Source organism: Pseudoalteromonas sp. T1lg48 (genome assembly GCF_002964785.1).
Classification (GTDB): domain Bacteria; phylum Pseudomonadota; class Gammaproteobacteria; order Enterobacterales; family Alteromonadaceae; genus Pseudoalteromonas.
The window spans coordinates 466,130-483,202 of sequence record NZ_PQCC01000018.1; the positions used below are offsets into that span (position 1 = coordinate 466,130).

Here is a 17,073-nt window from a genome sequence, read left to right on the forward strand (position 1 = left end):
GTATATACATAAGCTGTTCAAAACGAGGGCATAAAAAAAAGCCGCTCTAGGCGGCTTTGACATAACAACAATGGAATTATAAAAACTTGGCGAGGTTTTGCACCTGATCCAACATGCGGTTAGAAAAACCCCACTCGTTATCGTACCAGGCCATCACCTTAACCAATTTACCATCCACCCGGGTTTGTGTGGCATCGAATACCGATGACGCCGGGTTGTGGTTGAAGTCGATAGACACCAGCGGCAGCTCATTGTAGGCCAACACCTCGGCCATAGCACCTTCAGAGGCGGCCTTCACCGCGGCATTGACCTCGTCGATACTGGTTTCGCGCTTGGCAATAAAGGTTAAATCTACCAAGGACACATTAATGGTGGGCACACGCACCGCCATGCCGTCGAGCTTACCGGCTAATTCCGGCAGCACCAAACCCACCGCCTTAGCAGCACCGGTTTTGGTCGGGATCATCGACTGCGTGGCACTGCGCGCCCGATATAGATCCGGATGATAAACGTCTGACAGATTTTGATCATTGGTATAGGCATGAATGGTGGTCATGCTGCCCTGCTCTATGCCGATGGCATCATTTAACGCTTTGGCCACTGGAGCCAAACAGTTGGTGGTGCAGGACGCATTAGAAATAATGCTGCACTGAGCATTAAGCACTTGGTCGTTAACGCCATGCACCACGGTAGCATCCATGTCGGTGCCCGGAGCGGAGACTATCACCTTCTTGGCGCCCGCTTCGATATGCTTGGCCGCCGCTTCCCGACTGGTAAAAAGACCGGTACATTCCAAGACGATGTCCACGCCCAGTTGCGCCCACGGCAAGTTTGCCGGATCGCGCTCCTGCACCAACTTGATTTCATCATTGCCAATCAGCATCACATCATCTTGCAAGCTGACCTTTTTCGAAAACTGCCCGTGTACCGAATCAAATTGGGTCAGGTGTGCATTAACATGAGCCGGTGCCAAGTCATTGATGGCAACGATGGCGATAGTCTCATTGCGACCCGATTCATAGAGCGCACGTAGGGTGTTACGACCGATACGACCATAACCATTGATAGCTACTTTAATCATCTTCACTCTCCCCATTAATTATTTAGTTGGCTGGCTTGGCGTGCAAGTTCTTCGATGGCTTGCCAGTCCTTATTTGCGATTAATGTTTTATCCAGCATCCAGGTTCCACCGACACAGACCACGTTGTCTAATGCCAGGTACTCGGGCGCACTCGCCAGGCTGATGCCGCCGGTGGGGCAAAATTTGACACCGGGTAAAGGGCCACCGATGGACTTAAGCATGGCCGTACCACCCGCTGCGGCTGCGGGGAAAAACTTTAAAAAAGAGAAGCCACGTTCGGCGAGCCTCATTACTTCGCTTGGCGTGGCCGCTCCGGGCAAGAAAGGGGTGTCACTTTGGCTGGCCAAAGCGAGTAATTCGTCGTTAACGCCCGGGCTTACCATAAAGTCGGCACCGGCGTTGATGGATGCTTCAAAGGTGGCCTTGTCGATCACCGTGCCGGTTCCAACATAGGCTTGGGGCACGGTTTCTTTCATGATTTTTACCGCCTCGGCCGCCACCGGCGTGCGCAGGGTAATTTCCAGCGCACGTAATCCGCCCTTGTATAGAGCCTGAGCTAAAGGAGCTGCATCTTCAAGGCGCTCTATTACCACCACAGGGACCACGGGGGCCGATGTTAAAATCTGTTCTATTGTCATGTAAAAATCCTCATTCCCAGTGACGTTTATTCTTGTTCGTAGGCCGGTGCAAAGGCACTGGCTCCTAAATCAGCGCTGCTGACAATATTTCTAAATCCGGCAAACAACTCGCGGCCGGTGCCAAAGGTGGCGCCGCTGTGCACCAATTCGATATCCCGTGCGGCCAGCTCTTCGTCACTGACATGCACTTTCAGTACGCCGTTTGGTGCATCCAGAGTCAATAAATCGCCGTCTTTTATCTTGGCTATCATGCCCCCTTCAACCGCTTCCGGCGCCAAGTGAATGGCGGCGGGAACCTTGCCCGAAGCACCGGACATACGCCCGTCGGTAACGATCGCCACCTTGAAGCCCTGATCCTGCAAGCTGGCCATGACCGGAGTAAGCTTATGCAGCTCCGGCATGCCCTTCGCCTTGGGGCCCTGCTCTTTAATGACGGCGATAAAATCCTGGTTTAATTCACCACGGGCAAAGGCACTTTGCAGTGAGCCCTGATCGGAAAATACCTTGGCCGGCGCGCTTACCACCTGATGTTGCTCCTGCACCGCGGAAACCTTGATCACCGCCTTGCCGAGATTGCCGGTCAATAGTTGCAGGCCGCCGCTGCGGTTAAATGGGTTCTCTGCGGGGCGTAATACGTCTTGATCATGGGATTGTTCGGCGCAAGGCACCCATTTGACCTTGGCTGGGCCAGTGCTGTCAGAGACGATTAAATTCACATCTTTATCCAAACGTGGCTCCGTGGTATAGGCTTCAAGCCCCTCGCCCAGTATGGTTTTTACATCATTGTGTAACAGGCCTTTGGCCAGCAGTTGCTGCATCAAATAGCCCATGCCGCCGGCGGCCTGGAAGTGGTTTACATCGGCCGAGCCGTTGGGGTAAATGCGAGTTAACAGAGGCACTACTTCCGAGAGGTCCGCCATGTCTTTCCAGGTCAGCTCTACGCCTGCGGCCTTGGCCATGGCCACCAAGTGGATGGCATGGTTGGTTGAGCCGCCGGTGGCCAACAAGCCAACCAGACCATTGATAATGGTTTTTTCACTCATCACCTCGGCCATGGGCACCGCATTCTTACCATTAACTAACTGTTTAAGCATGGTCTCTACCGCATGCGCGGTCAAACCATCACGTAACTCGGTGTAAGGGTTGATAAAAGAGCTGCCCGGCAAATGCAGGCCCATGATTTCCATCAACATCTGATTTGAATTCGCGGTGCCATAAAAGGTGCAGGTGCCGGCGCTGTGATACGACTCGCTTTCGGCCTTTAACAGCTCTTCGCGACTGACCAGGCCCTGAGCGAATTTTTGTCTTACGCGGGCTTTTTCTTTGTTCGGAATTCCCGAAGGCATAGGCCCAGCAGGAAGGAAGAATACCGGCAAATGGCCAAATGATAAGGCGCCGATGACCAGTCCTGGAACGATTTTGTCGCATACACCAAGACAAAAGACACCATCGAATACATCGTGTGATAAGGCGATGGCCGTTGACATGGCAATGACATCTCGAGAAAACAGCGATAAATCCATGCCGTCTCGGCCTTGAGTCACGCCGTCACACATGGCCGGCACGCCGCCGGCAACTTGCGCGGTGGCATCAAATTTGGTGGCGATCTGCTTGATCAGCTCCGGGTATTCTTTGTAAGGCACATGGGCGGACAACATGTCGTTGTAGGAGTTGATAATGGCTAAATTTGGTTTTTCGTCGCCGCTGAGGCGGGCCTTATCGTCGCTACTGCAGGCCGCCATCACGTGGGCGAGGTTGCCACATCCGATACCGGCACGGACGCGCGTTTGTGATTTGGCCGCTTGCATGCGAGCCAAATAGGCGGCACGGCTTTCTTTACTGCGTTCGATAACCCGTTCGGTGACTTCTTTAATGCGCGGATGCAACATAGTTCTGCTCTTTCTTGCCAGTTAGTGGATAAAAGGCTCAGCACTTCAGTACAGACTCCTCCCACTGAGGTACTGAGCAGCTTTGATTACCCGTTCAAAGGTACGCTGTCAACTTGTCTCTCACAACCAAGCTGACACCGGTGTCAGAGCATTAACTCACAACCGTGACACCGGTGTCAACCTTCCTTGTAAATTTAGTCTAAAAAATCTATGTTGCGAGTTTTTGACTTTTACTGTTTGCCTTAACTTAAGCCAAAAAGAGCCCGGTAAAGATAGACACGACCTCACTCAGTCTGTGGCCCAAAAACAAAAAACCAACACCTGGTTTGACCCGGGTGTTGGTTTTTAATTTCCGTGCAATTGGGATTAAATCGTTAGGATTTCGGCGCTGCGGTAGACTCACGACAAATCAGTTTGGCTTCCAAGGTGATCTGCAGTGGCTCTTTTTGCTGCTCCTCATCACCGTTGTCACCCTGATTGATCTGCTCAATAAGATGCTCAACCGCCAACCTTGTCATTTCTTCTACCGGCTGGGCTATGGTGGTCAGCCCCGGCCAGATATGGCGCGCAATCGGGGCATTGTCAAAACCGGCAATGGCAATGTCGTCGGGCACCTTTAAGTTCATCTGCGTGGCCGCCTTGAGCACCGCCGCCGCCATGTAGTCGTTCGACGCAAACACGGCTGTCGGTCTGGGGTTTAAATGCAAAATGGTTTCGGCACTGTCGGCACCGGAGTGATAGGAGAAGTTCCCCTCCTCCACAAGCCGCTCCTGATACTCGATACCATGTTGAGCCAGGGCTCGGCGATAGCCATTAAAGCGCTGCTCGGTGGCACTGTGATCCGGGTGACCCTTGATAAAGGCGATGTCTTTATGGCCAAGCTTAATAAGCAGCTCGGTTATCTCAAACGCGCCCTGCTCATCATTGCTGCGCACCGAAATCGAATCATCATCGAGTTTCACTGACGCAACACGGGCAAAGGGCACCTTTTTCTGGCGCAAAAATGCCACTAATTCGCCATGATCGGAAAACGGTGGTGTTAACACCAAACCGTCAAGTCGCGAGGTTTGCAATAACTGTTCTATATTATCGAGCAACGCCTGGCCACGCAGTTCACAAGGGTGGATCAACAAATTGAAACCATGCTGATGACAGGCCGCCAAGGCTCCGCTTTGTAAGCGGGTGATATAACTCTTGGACGGGTTATCATACAGGCAGGCAATAATAAAGCTGCGATTACGGGCCAGTCCGCGGGCAATAGGGTTCGGTGTATAGTCGAGCTCTTTAAATGCCTTTAGCACCTTTTCCCGGGTTACGTCACTGACATTGGGCTCGTTATTAAGCACCCGGGAGACGGTCTTTTTCGATACACCAGCATAGCTAGCAACACTGTTTATAGTTATCTTTTTCATCGTTGACTAGTATCTTCCTTAATCGCCTTGCCCGGTTGGGGAACCCGTCGGGGACCCCATTTGGGAGACCGATTGGTAACCCTGATGGATACAGGCGGCGGCCCCAATAAAGGGGATATGTTCTTGGCATACCAAGGTGACAGGGATTTGACTGTTATACTGCGACATCACCCCTTTAGCAATAAATCGTTCATTAAATCTGCTATTTAGCAGGCGCTGTTGCATTCGAGGTAAAATGCCACCGCCGATAAACACTCCGCCTAGGGCACCAAAACTTAAAGCAATATCGCCGGCAACGCTGCCGAGCCAATCACAAAAGTGGTTCAAGGTGCGATCGGCAATCATGCATTGTTTATTTTCTGCCAATGCCGCTATCTGCGCCGCATCGATATCTTCCACCTGCTTTCCATGCACCTTGGCCATGGCTCGGTATAAACGGGCAATACCCGGGCCGGCAAAAACATTTTCCACCGACACATGCTGCAGATCTTCACGCAATACATTATGCAGCTGACGATCCAGTTCGGTGACCGGAGCCAAACTGATGTGCCCCGCTTCACAACTCATGACTGCCTGTTGACCTTGCGAGCGCACCAGGCAAGCGGCGCCAAAACCGGTGCCAGGGCCGAACACGGCGATATTGGCATGCGCCTGGGCAATGCCCTGTTTCACGCAGATATTATCGCGTTCATTCAAGTAAGGGGCGGCATAAGCAAAAGCGGCGAAATCATTGATCACCTGTAAATTGGCAAAACCAAAACGCGCCTTGAGCTGGTTGACGTTAAATTGCCAACCCAGGTTTGTGAGTGTCACCTCCTCGCCCTTAACCGGACCGGCTACGGCAAGACAGGCTCGGGTAATGCTGATGGCGTTAACCTGAGATAAATAGGCATCGACCGCATCTTCGAAAGATTTAAATTCGCAGCTTGGAAAGGTGTGCTGGTGATCGATAGCGAAAGCGTTACTGCTACTGCAATAATCGGTAATTAACGCAAAACGGGCGTTCGTGCCGCCAATGTCGGCGACTAAAATAGGTGCAAAAGCCACCTTGCTACCTGCCTGTGGACCTGATGAGCTCATTGTCGTTTCTCTTTTTTAATTTATACCAAGTCTTGGGGTCGTCTGGGGTTATCCAGTGACATAGCTTGTACCCACCATTGACTTACTTGGTATAAACTTATTAAGTTTATGTTAGCAGTTCTTTTTTCGCGCTACTGAAAAAAGTGCTGCCCGGGCAGCGGGCAGCCAAACCGTTTTGTGACAACAAAATGATAAAACGCCAACATTATGACACCGGTGTCAGATGAGGATCAATAAAAATTTTCAGTTCGCCGGAAAAATAATGCAAAATGCGCCCCCTATTAAATCCGTAGGCTGCGTGCTGAACGCACAACTATCAGTTTTAACTGGGTTGGTTACCAACCCATGAGGAAGTACATGAAAGGCAAAGCCACCTCTTTCGATATCGCCCACTATGCAGGGGTATCGCAATCAACGGTCTCTCGGGCACTGCGCGGCAGTCCCCTGGTCAATGAAGAAACCCGCCGCCGGGTGGTCGAGGTGGCGCGTAAGCTCAACTACAAGGTCGACAAAAACGCTAGCAACCTAAGGGCGCAACAAAGCTCGACCTTGGCCGTGCTGCTGTTCGAAGACCCGACGTCAGACGAGTCGCAAATCAATCCCTTCTTCTTGTCCATGCTCGGCTCCATTACTCGCGCCTGCGCCAAGGCCGGATATGATCTATTGGTTTCATTTCAATCCAGTAGCAACGATTGGCACGCCGATTATGCCGAAAGTCACCGCGCCGATGGCATTATCCTGCTCGGCTATGGCGACTATATTGATTATCAAAGCAAGTTTGACCGCCTGCTTGAGAGCAACACCAAATTTGTCTGCTGGGGTGCCAATGTTGAAGGGCGTCCGGAATTAACCGTGAGTTGCGATAACAGTCGCGGTGGCACTCTGGTGGCCGAACACTTTATTGAATTAGGGCGGACCGACTGCGCCTTTATTGGCGATACGTCGCATCATAGCCCGGAATTCAGCGCCCGCTTTAATGGCTTTGCCGAGCGCCTAAAAGCCCATGGCGTGCATGTGAGTGAGCGCAAAATTGCCACCGCCATTTCCACCGAGGAATCCGGCTATCAGGCAACCAAGTCTTTGCTGGCCAATAACATTAAATTCACCGCCCTGTTCGGCGCCAGCGATTTAATTGCCATTGGTGCCATTCGCGCGCTGCAAGAGGCGGGGCTCAGGGTGCCTCACGATGTTTCTGTGGTCGGTTTTGACGACCTGGCGGTGGCTCGTTTTTGCACCCCGCCACTGTCTACAATTCAGCAAAACACCACCTTGGCAGGACAAATGTTGGTGGCTAATTTACTTAACCTGATTGCCGATCAAGAGGTAGATGTTGCCAGCAGCGTGCTGCCGCCGCAATTAATCGTCAGGCAGTCAAGCAAGTAGGTTATGCGGTTTTGTCTAAAAGAAACGCATAGTTAAAGGATAATAACCTTTGCTTTTAGCCCTTGCGGCAAGGGTAAACCGAGTTTACTTTTGCCTCTTATCTCCCATACCTCATCCACATCGGCGGCATCGACCTCTAATATAAAGCCATCTGATAGGCTTATAAATCCTAGTCTCGATGCAAGCTGTTCATCATGGGTTATTAAACCAAATGCTTTGGAAAGAGAACGATATCCGCAAATGATAAACTCGTGCCCCTTGTAACGCCCTCTTGTTTCTACTTCATAAGCATTGCTCATATCTGCAATTTTGATACTTTTACAATAGCGGTCTTCCTTCTCATCCAGTGTAAACCCTCTGATATAACCTAACTTTTTTGCATAGGAGATTTCTCTCATCTTGTCTATTTCAGGGTCTGATATGCCATGCCCATAACACTCCCTGACCAGCATATGGGTATTATTATACAGGGTGTAGGTCCCATTTCTTATTTCCACACCATTACCTCGAGTAAACCTGGTTTCTCTCGTTTATATCTACGCCAGCTTACACCAGGTAAATTCATTACGCCTAGTTTAAAGACCGCAACTTAAGAGCTAAAGAGTAAACAACGAAGAATACTAGCAGGATTATAACGCACACTTTGATACACATGTTAATTAACTACCTGTTTTATTTACAATAATAAATCTAGGGCTATTATGAAAATGACCCTCTTAGTCAATAACAAAAAAAGAAGGAACTTGTCCGATGTATCGCAGCTTTATCCTAAGTGCATTAAGCATTGCCGTGTTAGCCGGTTGTGGTGGCTCAGGCGATTCTAGCTCAACAAAAACTCCTGAGCCCAGCGGTAAAACGTTAACCATTACCGCTGTGTACAGGGACGCCTGTGGCAACGAAACCCCGGACAGGGATGCAGCCCTGATCATACATAATGCCGATTATTCCAATAAAGCCACGGTTTATGCCGATGATAATGGCGTCATTAGCTACCCAACCACGAATGGCTCTGAAACATTTTCTTTAGTCAGGCTAGTACAAGAGAAAATCGATGGTATTACGCCCGTAGATTTGCTCACCTTTGTTGACCACCCTGTGATTGATCTAGGAAAAAACGCTTTCCAAACGGGTGATTCCAGCGCATGTGAATGTAGGACAAGCAATGTACAAGTAGACGTCCCCGCACGCGTTAACAGCTATGTAGAAAGAAGCATGTTGCGTGGTGCAATGTTCGACACCTACCAGAAAGGGACTGGTTCAGTCACGTATCAAGCAGTTACTCAGTGTAAACAAAGTGGTTCCGAGCAATGGCCGCAGCTTTCTGTGGTTAACCAGTTTAGCTCGCCTGAGCAAGCGTATGGCGCTTTATTCGCCGACCTCAATGACGGTGGCACAACAGAGGTTGCAGCGGAGCTTATCGGCACCCCTGTTGTCATCAATTCTTATATGTCCTACAAACAAGTCTCTGCTATCGTGGATAACGGAAACCACTTGTACAATTATGCATTTAACGGCTCAAACGATGTCTACGCTTTCACCCATGAGAGCATCGAAAATCACAGCATTACTGCTTACGAATATGAGAATTTAGACAATCCAACCGGTGATGGATACATATTCACCTCATCAACTGTCAGAACAAAAGAAGTAAATCAAACATTTGATTTACCACCCATAGCTCTGAGTGTAGATGACCTGGCCTCTGTACTGACGCTTGACGGTCAAGATTATGATATAGCCGAAAGCGGAGTAGACTACGCTTTCATTTTCATTGGCATGGAAGCTTCTTACAATAATCGTCCACTTCTTGCGTGGAGTATTTTTGCGCCTCCAAGCGGCACAAGTGTAAATATCGAAAATTTAAACCTTGCTGAGTTTATAGATGAGTCAGCACTTGAGTCTAAAGTGAATTCACTAAGTTTGTCCGTAACTGCTCGAGATTGGGGTGGCATAGCCGGCTACGAAGATTATATGAGGCGACGTCCGACTAGACAACTCAGTACCTTTAATGACCCTGAATATGCGCGAGCTAAAACAAAGACAGTTCAACTGACAGTAAATGATCTTAATTACTCACAATCAGCCTTGTCTAACCTAATACCGACACAGTTTTAAACGACTCCACACTAAAAAGCCGCCTATAAATATAGGCGGCTTTTTTTAGCCTAATTGGGCGCAGCCCTATTAATCTTGCTTAAGTTTCTGCTCCACCAGCGGATAGTGATCCCACACCCGTTTATCGCTTAGCGAGCGCAGCAGTTTCACATATTCTGCATGGGTCCAGGCCAGTGGTGTAGCCGAGTTAGTGCCCTGCCCTAGTTCATAGCCAAACGGGTTGACGCCCACACCATCCCACACTTGCTCGGGTAGCATCATGCCCTTATTGGCAAAACCTTCCATGCCACGCACGTATGTGTGTTGGATATCGGCGTACTTCTGCGCTGCCGCCTCACCTGTTAGCGATTTTGCCGCGGCAATTTCATAATGACCGCGCTCGCCGGTAAAGAAAGGCCACACGCGACCGCGCTGACCGTCGGTGTTTACTCCGCCCTCGGCGTAGTTGGTTCCGCGTTTTTCATCCTCACCATAGCCATCGTTACCGTAACGGCGCCAGCCCGGAAAGGCCTCGCCCTGAGCGTCGGTAAAGGTGTATTTAACGCGCAGGTTTTCCGCCAAGGATTGATCATCGTACTCTGGCAGAGATTCGAGTACCGAGTCACTGCTTGCGGCGCGTACGCCATAACGCACCAGCTCCAGGAAACCACCATCGAGGATTTGCTTTTTATCCATTCCCTGACGGCCATTGTTGGCGGCCAGTTTAGTGTCGGCGTTGGCATCCAGGTCCTGGGCAATACGGACAAAATAACGGCCATCGACGCCGTCGCCTTCAAGTGTCCCTTTAGTCGTAAACATCAGGGCTTCAACATCCTGGTTATATTGTTTGGCCGTCGCCAGGTAACGGGTAGCGTTTTTATCATCGCCGCTGAGCTTGGCGATTTCCGCGGCACTGATAAGACCGGCAATCACCGCCGCCGTGGTCGAAGGCGAATAACCGGCCTGCTCTTCCCAGCGCTCCTGCTGCGTCAGCGGAGGAGTGATCTGGGTATCATTCCAAAGAATTTTGGCCAAACCACCGTCGACAAGGAAATCGGCGGCGGGTTTAAGCATCTGGGTATACCAGGTGCTCAACTCTTCCTTGGTGAGTACCTCACCCTGGTAAAGTTTCCACGCCAGCATAATGGGCATGGCGGTTTGATCCAGCTGGACACCCACCCATTCCAACTCACCATCAACATGGGTCTTTTGTAAGAACCAACCACTGTCGCCCTGATTGCCGGGCGTGTTCTCACGCACCTGAACCTTAGGCAAGTAGTTGAATGCAGCCTTGGCGGTATCGCTATCGCCCATGGCCAAAAACGCCATGGCAACCTGATAGAAATCACGCACCCACACCGCCTTATAACCTGTGTGGCCCTGCTCCGCTTTCACCGTATCGCCCCAGGGGTTGGACAATGACGCAATCAGTGCACCGGCGTGCGTCTTATCTTCCTGCGCTTTGAGTACCAGGGCACTGGTGTTAAGCAGCTTGCCGCCGTCTTTGGTCGCAGCATATAAATCCGTTACAGACAGGCTTTGCAAATAGTCCTGCCAGCCAATAAAGTCGCCTTCGCCATTGTAATGGGCAAGCACCGTATCATAGCCGCGCTTTAGGGTTTTCTGTCCCTCATCAATAGCACTTTGTTCCGTATTACCATAGCTCAATACCAGATCAAACTCGCTGATCTTGTTGATCTTCCCCAGGGTTGCACTCAGGGTGACATTACCGGTTTGCTCACCGGTGCTGGTGTAACGCGAAAAGGTATTTTCCTTATTTAGCTGGGTTAGGCGATCACTTTGACCAAAAAAGCCTACCGAAGCATCGCTCAGACCTTGTTTGCTTTGCAGGCTTAGGAAATGTTTGCCTTCGCTATAGGCAAGCAGAGCACCGCCAGCAACCTTGGCGCTGTCGTTTAAGCCATCATTGTTTACATAGGGATTCACCTGCACATGCGCCGTTAGGCCGGGCTGGTTGGCTTCAAAGCGCGCCCGCACCATCAGCGACTGGGCATCCGGATCGGTAAAAATATCCTTGATAATACGAAAACGTCCCTGCTCGTCTGCGCTGATCACCCGATACGCCAAGGAGCGTGGACGGCCCTGCTCATCGGTATCAAGATATTCCACAGTGTTTTTTAAGCCATCTTGTTCGCTGACCACAAAGTCTGCACCGGTGACAATAAACTGCATATCGCGAATTTGCGCCTGATGAATAAGGCCAAACATGGTTTCGGTGATCATGCCCTTGGCCAGGGAGAACCACACCTTAGACACGGGGCCGGTCACAGCCTGATCGCTGTATTGGCCGTTATGATAGGCCTCAAACGAGGTGCCTATGCCGGTTTTACCCGAATAGGCCCAATAAGGCGTATCGCCGGGGGCGCCCGGTGCAGTCTCGGAGGAAGCCACAACCGCAGTTGTTTGTTGCTCGGCGCTGTTACAGCCCGTCAGCCCTGCGACCAGCATGGCCGCCATAATTGAGTTTAAAACTTTCACTGAGTGTCCCCTTATTATTTTACTAATTTGACTCGACTAACCGCGATGGCACCCAGGACAAAGGAAATGCCGCCAATCACTAAGGCATAAATAGGCTGGTTGGCGAACCCATGCTTGAGGATAAGGCCCAGGATGCTGGCCGCGAGCAACTGTGGAATAACGATAAAGAAGTTAAAAATACCCATGTAGACCCCCATTTTTGCACTCGGCAAGGTGGTCGATAGCATGGCGTAAGGTAAAGAGAGAATCGACGCCCACGCAAAACCTATGCCTACCATGGGTAACATGAGCCAGCTGGGATCTTCAATAAACATAAAGCTAATTAGCGCCGCCGCGCCTAAGATAAGATTCAGCGCATGGGTCAAACGAATCCCCATTCGCTTAACCATGATAGGAATAATAAGCGCAGCCAGGGCGGCAAAACCATTGTAGGCGGCAAACAGCACACCCACCCAGTCCGCACCGTCGTTATAAGCCTTGGACGTCACATCCAAGGTGTCGTAGTGGTAACTGGTTACCGCTGCCGTGGTATAAATCCACATGGCAAAGAGTGAAAACCAGCTGAAAAACTGCACCCAGGCCAATTGGCGCATCGCCGTCGGCATGGTGAAAACATCGTACACCACGGCAAAAAAGCCGTTTTCTGTGTATTGCTTGGTTTGTTGCCAAAGGGCAATGCCTTGGAGCAAGGCAAAGGCCAATAGCCCTGCACCCAGCAGGTACAGCTCTTTTTCCAAGCCCATCAGGGTAACCAAAGCGACAATTGCCGCGCCAATCACACCGCTGATGCTCATGGTGCGACCAAAGTTAATCACCTGTTTTTGTGTTTCAACCTCAACGTGAGCTTCGCTCTTTTCAAACGCCGCCAACTGCTCTGGACTGTATTCCTTGGTGGTAAACACGGTCCACATCACGCACACCAATAAAAAGGCACCTCCGATATAAAAGGCATATTGCACCGACTCTGGGATCACCCCGGCGGCGGCTGTATTGCTGACATCGAACCAGTTACTCAAGATCCAGGGCAAGCTTGAAGCTACCACGGCACCGACGCCAATAAAGAAGCTTTGCAGCGAATAACCCAGGGCGCGCTGTTTATTCGGCAAGTTATCGCCTACCAGGGCACGAAACGGCTCCATGGTAACGTTAATGGAAGCGTCCATAATCCATAGCATGCCGGCGGCCACCCACAAGGTCGGCGAGTTTGGCATCACCAACAATGCTGCCGTGGTGACGATGGCGCCGTAAAAAAAGTAAGGACGGCGACGGCCTAAACGGCCCCAGGTCTTATCGCTCATATAGCCGATGATCGGCTGTACGATCAAGCCGGTTAAAGGCGCTGCGACCCAAAGAATGGGAATATCATCGATGTCGGCGCCCAGGGTTTGGAAAATACGGCTGACATTGGCATTTTGCAAGGCAAAACCAAACTGGATACCCATAAAGCCCAAACACATGTTCCAAATTTGCCAAAAACTCAGGCTCGGTCTTTCATTATTCATCTACTTGGACCCCCAGCTGCAATACGGTAACGCCCTGATATGGCAACTTGATTGGAATTTGCTTTTCTAAATACAGAGGACGTGTGCCCAGGAGGGTTGTCCCGACCACGGCTTGCTCCGGCTCAATATCTACAAACACCGGATGCTTGCCAAAGTTAGCAACCACGACAATACGCTGCTCGCCTAGCCTGCGCTCAAAACTGATCACTGAATCGGGCGCCGAATTTGGCACTGGGATCAGCTCACCGGCGACAATCGCAGGAAGAGAATTAAGCGCCATCAAATCAACATAAAACTGACGCAGCGCACGCTGCTTATCGTTAAGCGCGCCGCCGTCGAACTTACCGCCGTTCATCCAGGCTTGGTGGGCGGGTACGCCGATATAATCGAAAATACTGGTGCGTGTTGGGTCGCCGAATCCCGGCTCTTCAGAGCCGTCTTCGCCCACGGTTTGGCCGAAATACAGCATGCTCGGTGAGCGCCCAATCAGGGTTGAGACCGTCATCGCCGGCTTGCCCCAGTTCATATCGCCGGCGAAGTCCGGGCTCGCCAGGCGCTGCTCATCGTGGTTTTCCAAAAAGTGCAGCATATGTTGTTCAATATCTGCCACCTCTTGGTGCGTTGTCAGCAGCTCGCTGGCCTCTGCTTTATCTTGAATAATGGCCTTAAGGCTGTCGTAGAAACCGACCTTGTCGTACAGGTAATCCATCTTGCCTAAATGAATATAAGGGCGGTATAGCTCGGGGTTATAAACCTCGGCCAGCAAAAAGGCATCCGGGTTGCTCATCTTGATGGAGGAGTTTAAAAAGCTCCAAAATTCCACCGGCACCATTTCCGCCATATCGTAGCGGAAGCCATCTACGCCCTTTTCGAGCCAGTATTGGGTGATATCGCGGAACTTATACCAGCTATCGGGCAGCTCCTGCTCCTGCCAAAAGGCATAATGGGCACGGTGATCCAGCTCGGCGTAGTTATCCGGCAAACGGGGGAAGTCATAGCTGCCATCGGGCTTAACACCGTAGTTGATCTTCACCGTCTCATACCAGTCGTTAATATCCGGCTGTGCCTTGCGCGCGCCGTTGCCGGTCCACTTCGCCGGACTTTCGGCAAATTTACCATCCGCTAACGGGTGGCTTTGGCCGCCCAGCACCTGGTAATTGGTGTCTTGGGGAACAGTAAAGTCCTCACCCACCACATAATAGAAATTATTGTCGCGCTTATAAGCAACGCTGGTATCGTCTTTGGCACCAAAGTCTTCAACGCCCTGAGGTTTACTGACAGAGTGGTAATCGCGGGCCACATGATTGGGCACTATGTCGATGATCACCTTCATGCCATGCTTATGGGTGCGTGCGATCAGGTCCTCAAATTCACGTAAGCGGTCGGCGGGCTTAGCAGCCAGGTCGGGGTTTACGTTGTAGTAATCTTTAATAGCGTAAGGAGATCCGGCACGGCCTTTGACCACATCCGGATCATCGCCGGGCAGGCCAAAGTCGCTGTAATCGGTCACCATGGCGTGATGCAAAACACCGGTATACCAGATATGAGTGACACCCAGCTCTTTAATGCCTTCAAGGGCCGCATCGTTGAAATCTGCAAATTTACCGACACCGTTTTGCTCCAGGGTGCCCCATGGCTCGTTGGTGGTGTTGGTGTTACCAAATAAGCGGGTAAAAACCTGGTAAACCACGGGCTTTTGCACCTGCTGCTGACCCTGCTCTATGCTGCTATCGGCGTCTGAGCTCTGCTGCTGCGGCTCCTGGCCACAAGCGACCAGCGCCGCGCTCAGCGACAATGCCAATAACGGCGTTTTCAACTTGCTATTTATCATTCGCTTACTTTGTTTATCTATTGTTATGACAAAAATATTACGTGCTCTGGACCCACTTGGGTATGGCGTGCATACGTATTCAAGCCATACCAAAGCCATATTATCCGCCCGTTCAGGCGCGGATCAGCACCTTTATTTGGCGCTCGCTACCAGGGTATCAATATATTCCTGATGGCTCGGCATTTGCGCTACGGTGCGCTCTATCAGGGTGCATAAACTGGCAAGTAATTCGCTGCGCTGCTCGGCACTGAACTGCTCGGCCAAGGGATGATGCTGCTGCGGCAAGCAGTTTTGCCCTAGCAACACCTGCTGCCAGGCCACTTCGGAGAATAACTCGTCCTGGTGGCGAAATACCGTGCCCGTTTGCGCAAACAAGGCCAGCTTTTGAGTTAACGACTCAGGTAACTCCATGCTTTGGCAATGACGCCAAAATGCACTGTCCTGGCGCTGATTCAAGGCGTAGTGGAGGATAATAAAGTCGCGAATTTGCGCCATTTCGGTGCTAAATTGCTGATTATACGAGTCCCGCGCCGCAGTGCTTATTTGCTGATGAGGGAAATGCTTAATCAAGCGAATAATGGCGGTTTGAATAAGATGGATACTGGTGGACTCCAGAGGCTCCAAAAAGCCACTGCTTAGACCGATGGCCACCACATTGTTTTGCCATTGTTTGCGTCGCTGACCGGTGCGAAATTTTATGACTCTGGGCTCGGTGATGGCCTTACCCGGCAGATGCTCATTCAGTTGCGCCATCGCCTGCGCTTCATCCATGTAGCGCGAGCAATAAACCAATCCATTGCCCATGCGATGTTGCAGCGGAATTTGCCATTGCCAGCCATACTCTCGAGCAATAGCCCGGGTATAAGGCTTAGGGCTGTGCCCATCGGGTAATTCGCTTTGCACGGCAATAGCACGATCGCACGGCAGCCAATGACTCCAATCCTCAAAACCCACGCCCAGAGTTTGTTCAATAAGCAAGGCGCGCAGACCACTGCAGTCGATAAAGAGGTCGGCTTCCACCTCTGTGCCGTTATCCAATGTCAGAGCGCGAATATCGCCATTTTGATGCTGGCTAACATAGGTCACCTTGGCATCGATACGTGTCACTCCTAAGGCTTCGGCACGCTCGCGAAGCAGTTGAGCATACAGTGAGGCATCGAAATGATAAGCGTGTTGAGTGCCAGGCAATTGCGTGCCCGGAATGTGCGCCATAGGCGTAAAACGCTCCGCTTGGGCGGCTTGGTAATTTAACGAGTAATCCCAAAGCGAGCCACTGTGGCCCTGTTCTTTGGCAGCATGAAAAATATGGTGGAAGTCACAAAATGGAAAGGCCTTACCGAGCGAGCCGAAGGCGTGCATATAGCTGTCGCCTACTTGACCCCAGTTCTCAACTGGATACCCAGTTTAATGGTGGCACTGGTGCGCGCCAAAAGGGTTTGCTCATCGATACCAAGGGCCTGATTAAAAGCGACTATGGGCGGTATGGTCGCCTCGCCTACCCCGATGGTGCCAATGTGCGTCGACTCCACCAGGGTGATATCAACACGCGACCCCATCAATTTCGCCAACAAGGCCGCGCTTAGCCAACCGGCGGTACCGCCGCCAAGGATCAGCACCTTTTTTACTTCCGCCATATTTCTACTCCTGTGAAAAAGCCCTTGAAA

Annotated in this window: 11 protein-coding genes and 1 pseudogene; 2 read left to right on the forward strand and 10 right to left on the reverse strand. The window is 51.1% G+C overall.

Features of this window, described 5'->3' with window-relative positions:
- Positions 1-76: 76 nt before the first annotated feature.
- The 5 genes from gap to glk all read right to left on the reverse strand — a co-directional run bounded on the left by gap (position 77) and on the right by glk (position 6,100).
- Complete coding sequence (gap, locus tag C2M29_RS11365) at positions 77-1,081, reverse strand: type I glyceraldehyde-3-phosphate dehydrogenase (protein WP_105189884.1); 1,005 nt, start codon at positions 1,079-1,081, stop codon at positions 77-79.
- A gap of 14 nt (positions 1,082-1,095) precedes the next feature.
- Positions 1,096-1,719, reverse strand: a complete 624-nt coding sequence (locus tag C2M29_RS11370) for a bifunctional 4-hydroxy-2-oxoglutarate aldolase/2-dehydro-3-deoxy-phosphogluconate aldolase (protein WP_105189885.1) — start codon at positions 1,717-1,719, stop codon at positions 1,096-1,098.
- Between the two features lie 26 nt (positions 1,720-1,745).
- Entirely contained in the window at positions 1,746-3,608 is a 1,863-nt protein-coding gene (gene edd, locus C2M29_RS11375; RefSeq protein ID WP_105189886.1) for a phosphogluconate dehydratase, read from the reverse strand.
- Between the two features lie 374 nt (positions 3,609-3,982).
- Positions 3,983-5,020: a LacI family DNA-binding transcriptional regulator gene (locus tag C2M29_RS11380; protein WP_105189887.1), complete on the reverse strand. Its 1,038-nt coding sequence runs from the start codon at positions 5,018-5,020 to the stop codon at positions 3,983-3,985.
- An 18-nt stretch (positions 5,021-5,038) separates the two neighbouring features.
- Entirely contained in the window at positions 5,039-6,100 is a 1,062-nt protein-coding gene (gene glk, locus C2M29_RS11385; RefSeq protein ID WP_105189888.1) for a glucokinase, read from the reverse strand.
- A gap of 357 nt (positions 6,101-6,457) precedes the next feature.
- Between glk and C2M29_RS11390 the strand changes: the two genes are divergently transcribed.
- Complete coding sequence (locus C2M29_RS11390; protein ID WP_105189889.1) at positions 6,458-7,483, forward strand: LacI family DNA-binding transcriptional regulator; 1,026 nt, start codon at positions 6,458-6,460, stop codon at positions 7,481-7,483.
- A 32-nt stretch (positions 7,484-7,515) separates the two neighbouring features.
- Here C2M29_RS11390 and C2M29_RS11395 read toward each other — a convergent pair whose 3' ends face one another.
- Positions 7,516-7,980: a hypothetical protein gene (locus C2M29_RS11395; protein WP_158684720.1), complete on the reverse strand. Its 465-nt coding sequence runs from the start codon at positions 7,978-7,980 to the stop codon at positions 7,516-7,518.
- Positions 7,981-8,233: 253 nt separating this feature from the next.
- Here C2M29_RS11395 and C2M29_RS11400 point away from each other — a divergent pair, with 253 nt between their 5' ends.
- Positions 8,234-9,598 carry a hypothetical protein gene (locus C2M29_RS11400; protein ID WP_105189891.1) on the forward strand — a complete coding sequence of 455 codons (1,365 nt, stop codon included), beginning with the start codon at positions 8,234-8,236 and terminating at the stop codon, positions 9,596-9,598.
- A 69-nt stretch (positions 9,599-9,667) separates the two neighbouring features.
- Here the strand turns inward: C2M29_RS11400 and C2M29_RS11405 are convergent, their stop codons facing one another.
- The 4 genes and pseudogenes from C2M29_RS11405 to C2M29_RS11420 form a co-directional block, all read right to left on the reverse strand.
- Positions 9,668-12,076, reverse strand: a complete 2,409-nt coding sequence (locus C2M29_RS11405) for a glucan 1,4-alpha-glucosidase (protein WP_233998412.1) — start codon at positions 12,074-12,076, stop codon at positions 9,668-9,670.
- Positions 12,077-12,090: 14 nt separating this feature from the next.
- The gene (locus C2M29_RS11410; protein WP_105189892.1) at positions 12,091-13,578 is read right to left on the reverse strand and encodes an MFS transporter; all 1,488 of its coding nucleotides are present in this window, start codon (positions 13,576-13,578) and stop codon (positions 12,091-12,093) included.
- Positions 13,571-15,409, reverse strand: a complete 1,839-nt coding sequence (locus tag C2M29_RS11415; protein WP_105189893.1) for an alpha-amylase family glycosyl hydrolase — start codon at positions 15,407-15,409, stop codon at positions 13,571-13,573. The genes C2M29_RS11410 and C2M29_RS11415 overlap by 8 nt, the downstream gene beginning before the upstream one ends.
- Positions 15,410-15,541: 132 nt before the next feature.
- Positions 15,542-17,043, reverse strand: a pseudogene (locus C2M29_RS11420) (tryptophan halogenase family protein).
- Between the last annotated feature and the right edge of the window lie 30 nt (positions 17,044-17,073).

Excerpts from the sequence above, each read along its gene's own strand:
- gap (WP_105189884.1), bottom strand. The coding sequence starts at position 1,081 with ATGATTAAAGTAGCTATCAATGGTTATGGTCGTATCGGTCGTAACACC.
- C2M29_RS11370 (WP_105189885.1), bottom strand. The coding sequence starts at position 1,719 with ATGACAATAGAACAGATTTTAACATCGGCCCCCGTGGTCCCTGTGGTG.
- edd (WP_105189886.1), bottom strand. The coding sequence starts at position 3,608 with ATGTTGCATCCGCGCATTAAAGAAGTCACCGAACGGGTTATCGAACGC.
- C2M29_RS11380 (WP_105189887.1), bottom strand. The coding sequence starts at position 5,020 with ATGAAAAAGATAACTATAAACAGTGTTGCTAGCTATGCTGGTGTATCG.
- glk (WP_105189888.1), bottom strand. The coding sequence starts at position 6,100 with ATGAGCTCATCAGGTCCACAGGCAGGTAGCAAGGTGGCTTTTGCACCT.
- C2M29_RS11390 (WP_105189889.1), top strand. The coding sequence starts at position 6,458 with ATGAAAGGCAAAGCCACCTCTTTCGATATCGCCCACTATGCAGGGGTA.
- C2M29_RS11400 (WP_105189891.1), top strand. The coding sequence starts at position 8,234 with ATGTATCGCAGCTTTATCCTAAGTGCATTAAGCATTGCCGTGTTAGCC.
- C2M29_RS11410 (WP_105189892.1), bottom strand. The coding sequence starts at position 13,578 with ATGAATAATGAAAGACCGAGCCTGAGTTTTTGGCAAATTTGGAACATG.
- C2M29_RS11415 (WP_105189893.1), bottom strand. The coding sequence starts at position 15,409 with ATGATAAATAGCAAGTTGAAAACGCCGTTATTGGCATTGTCGCTGAGC.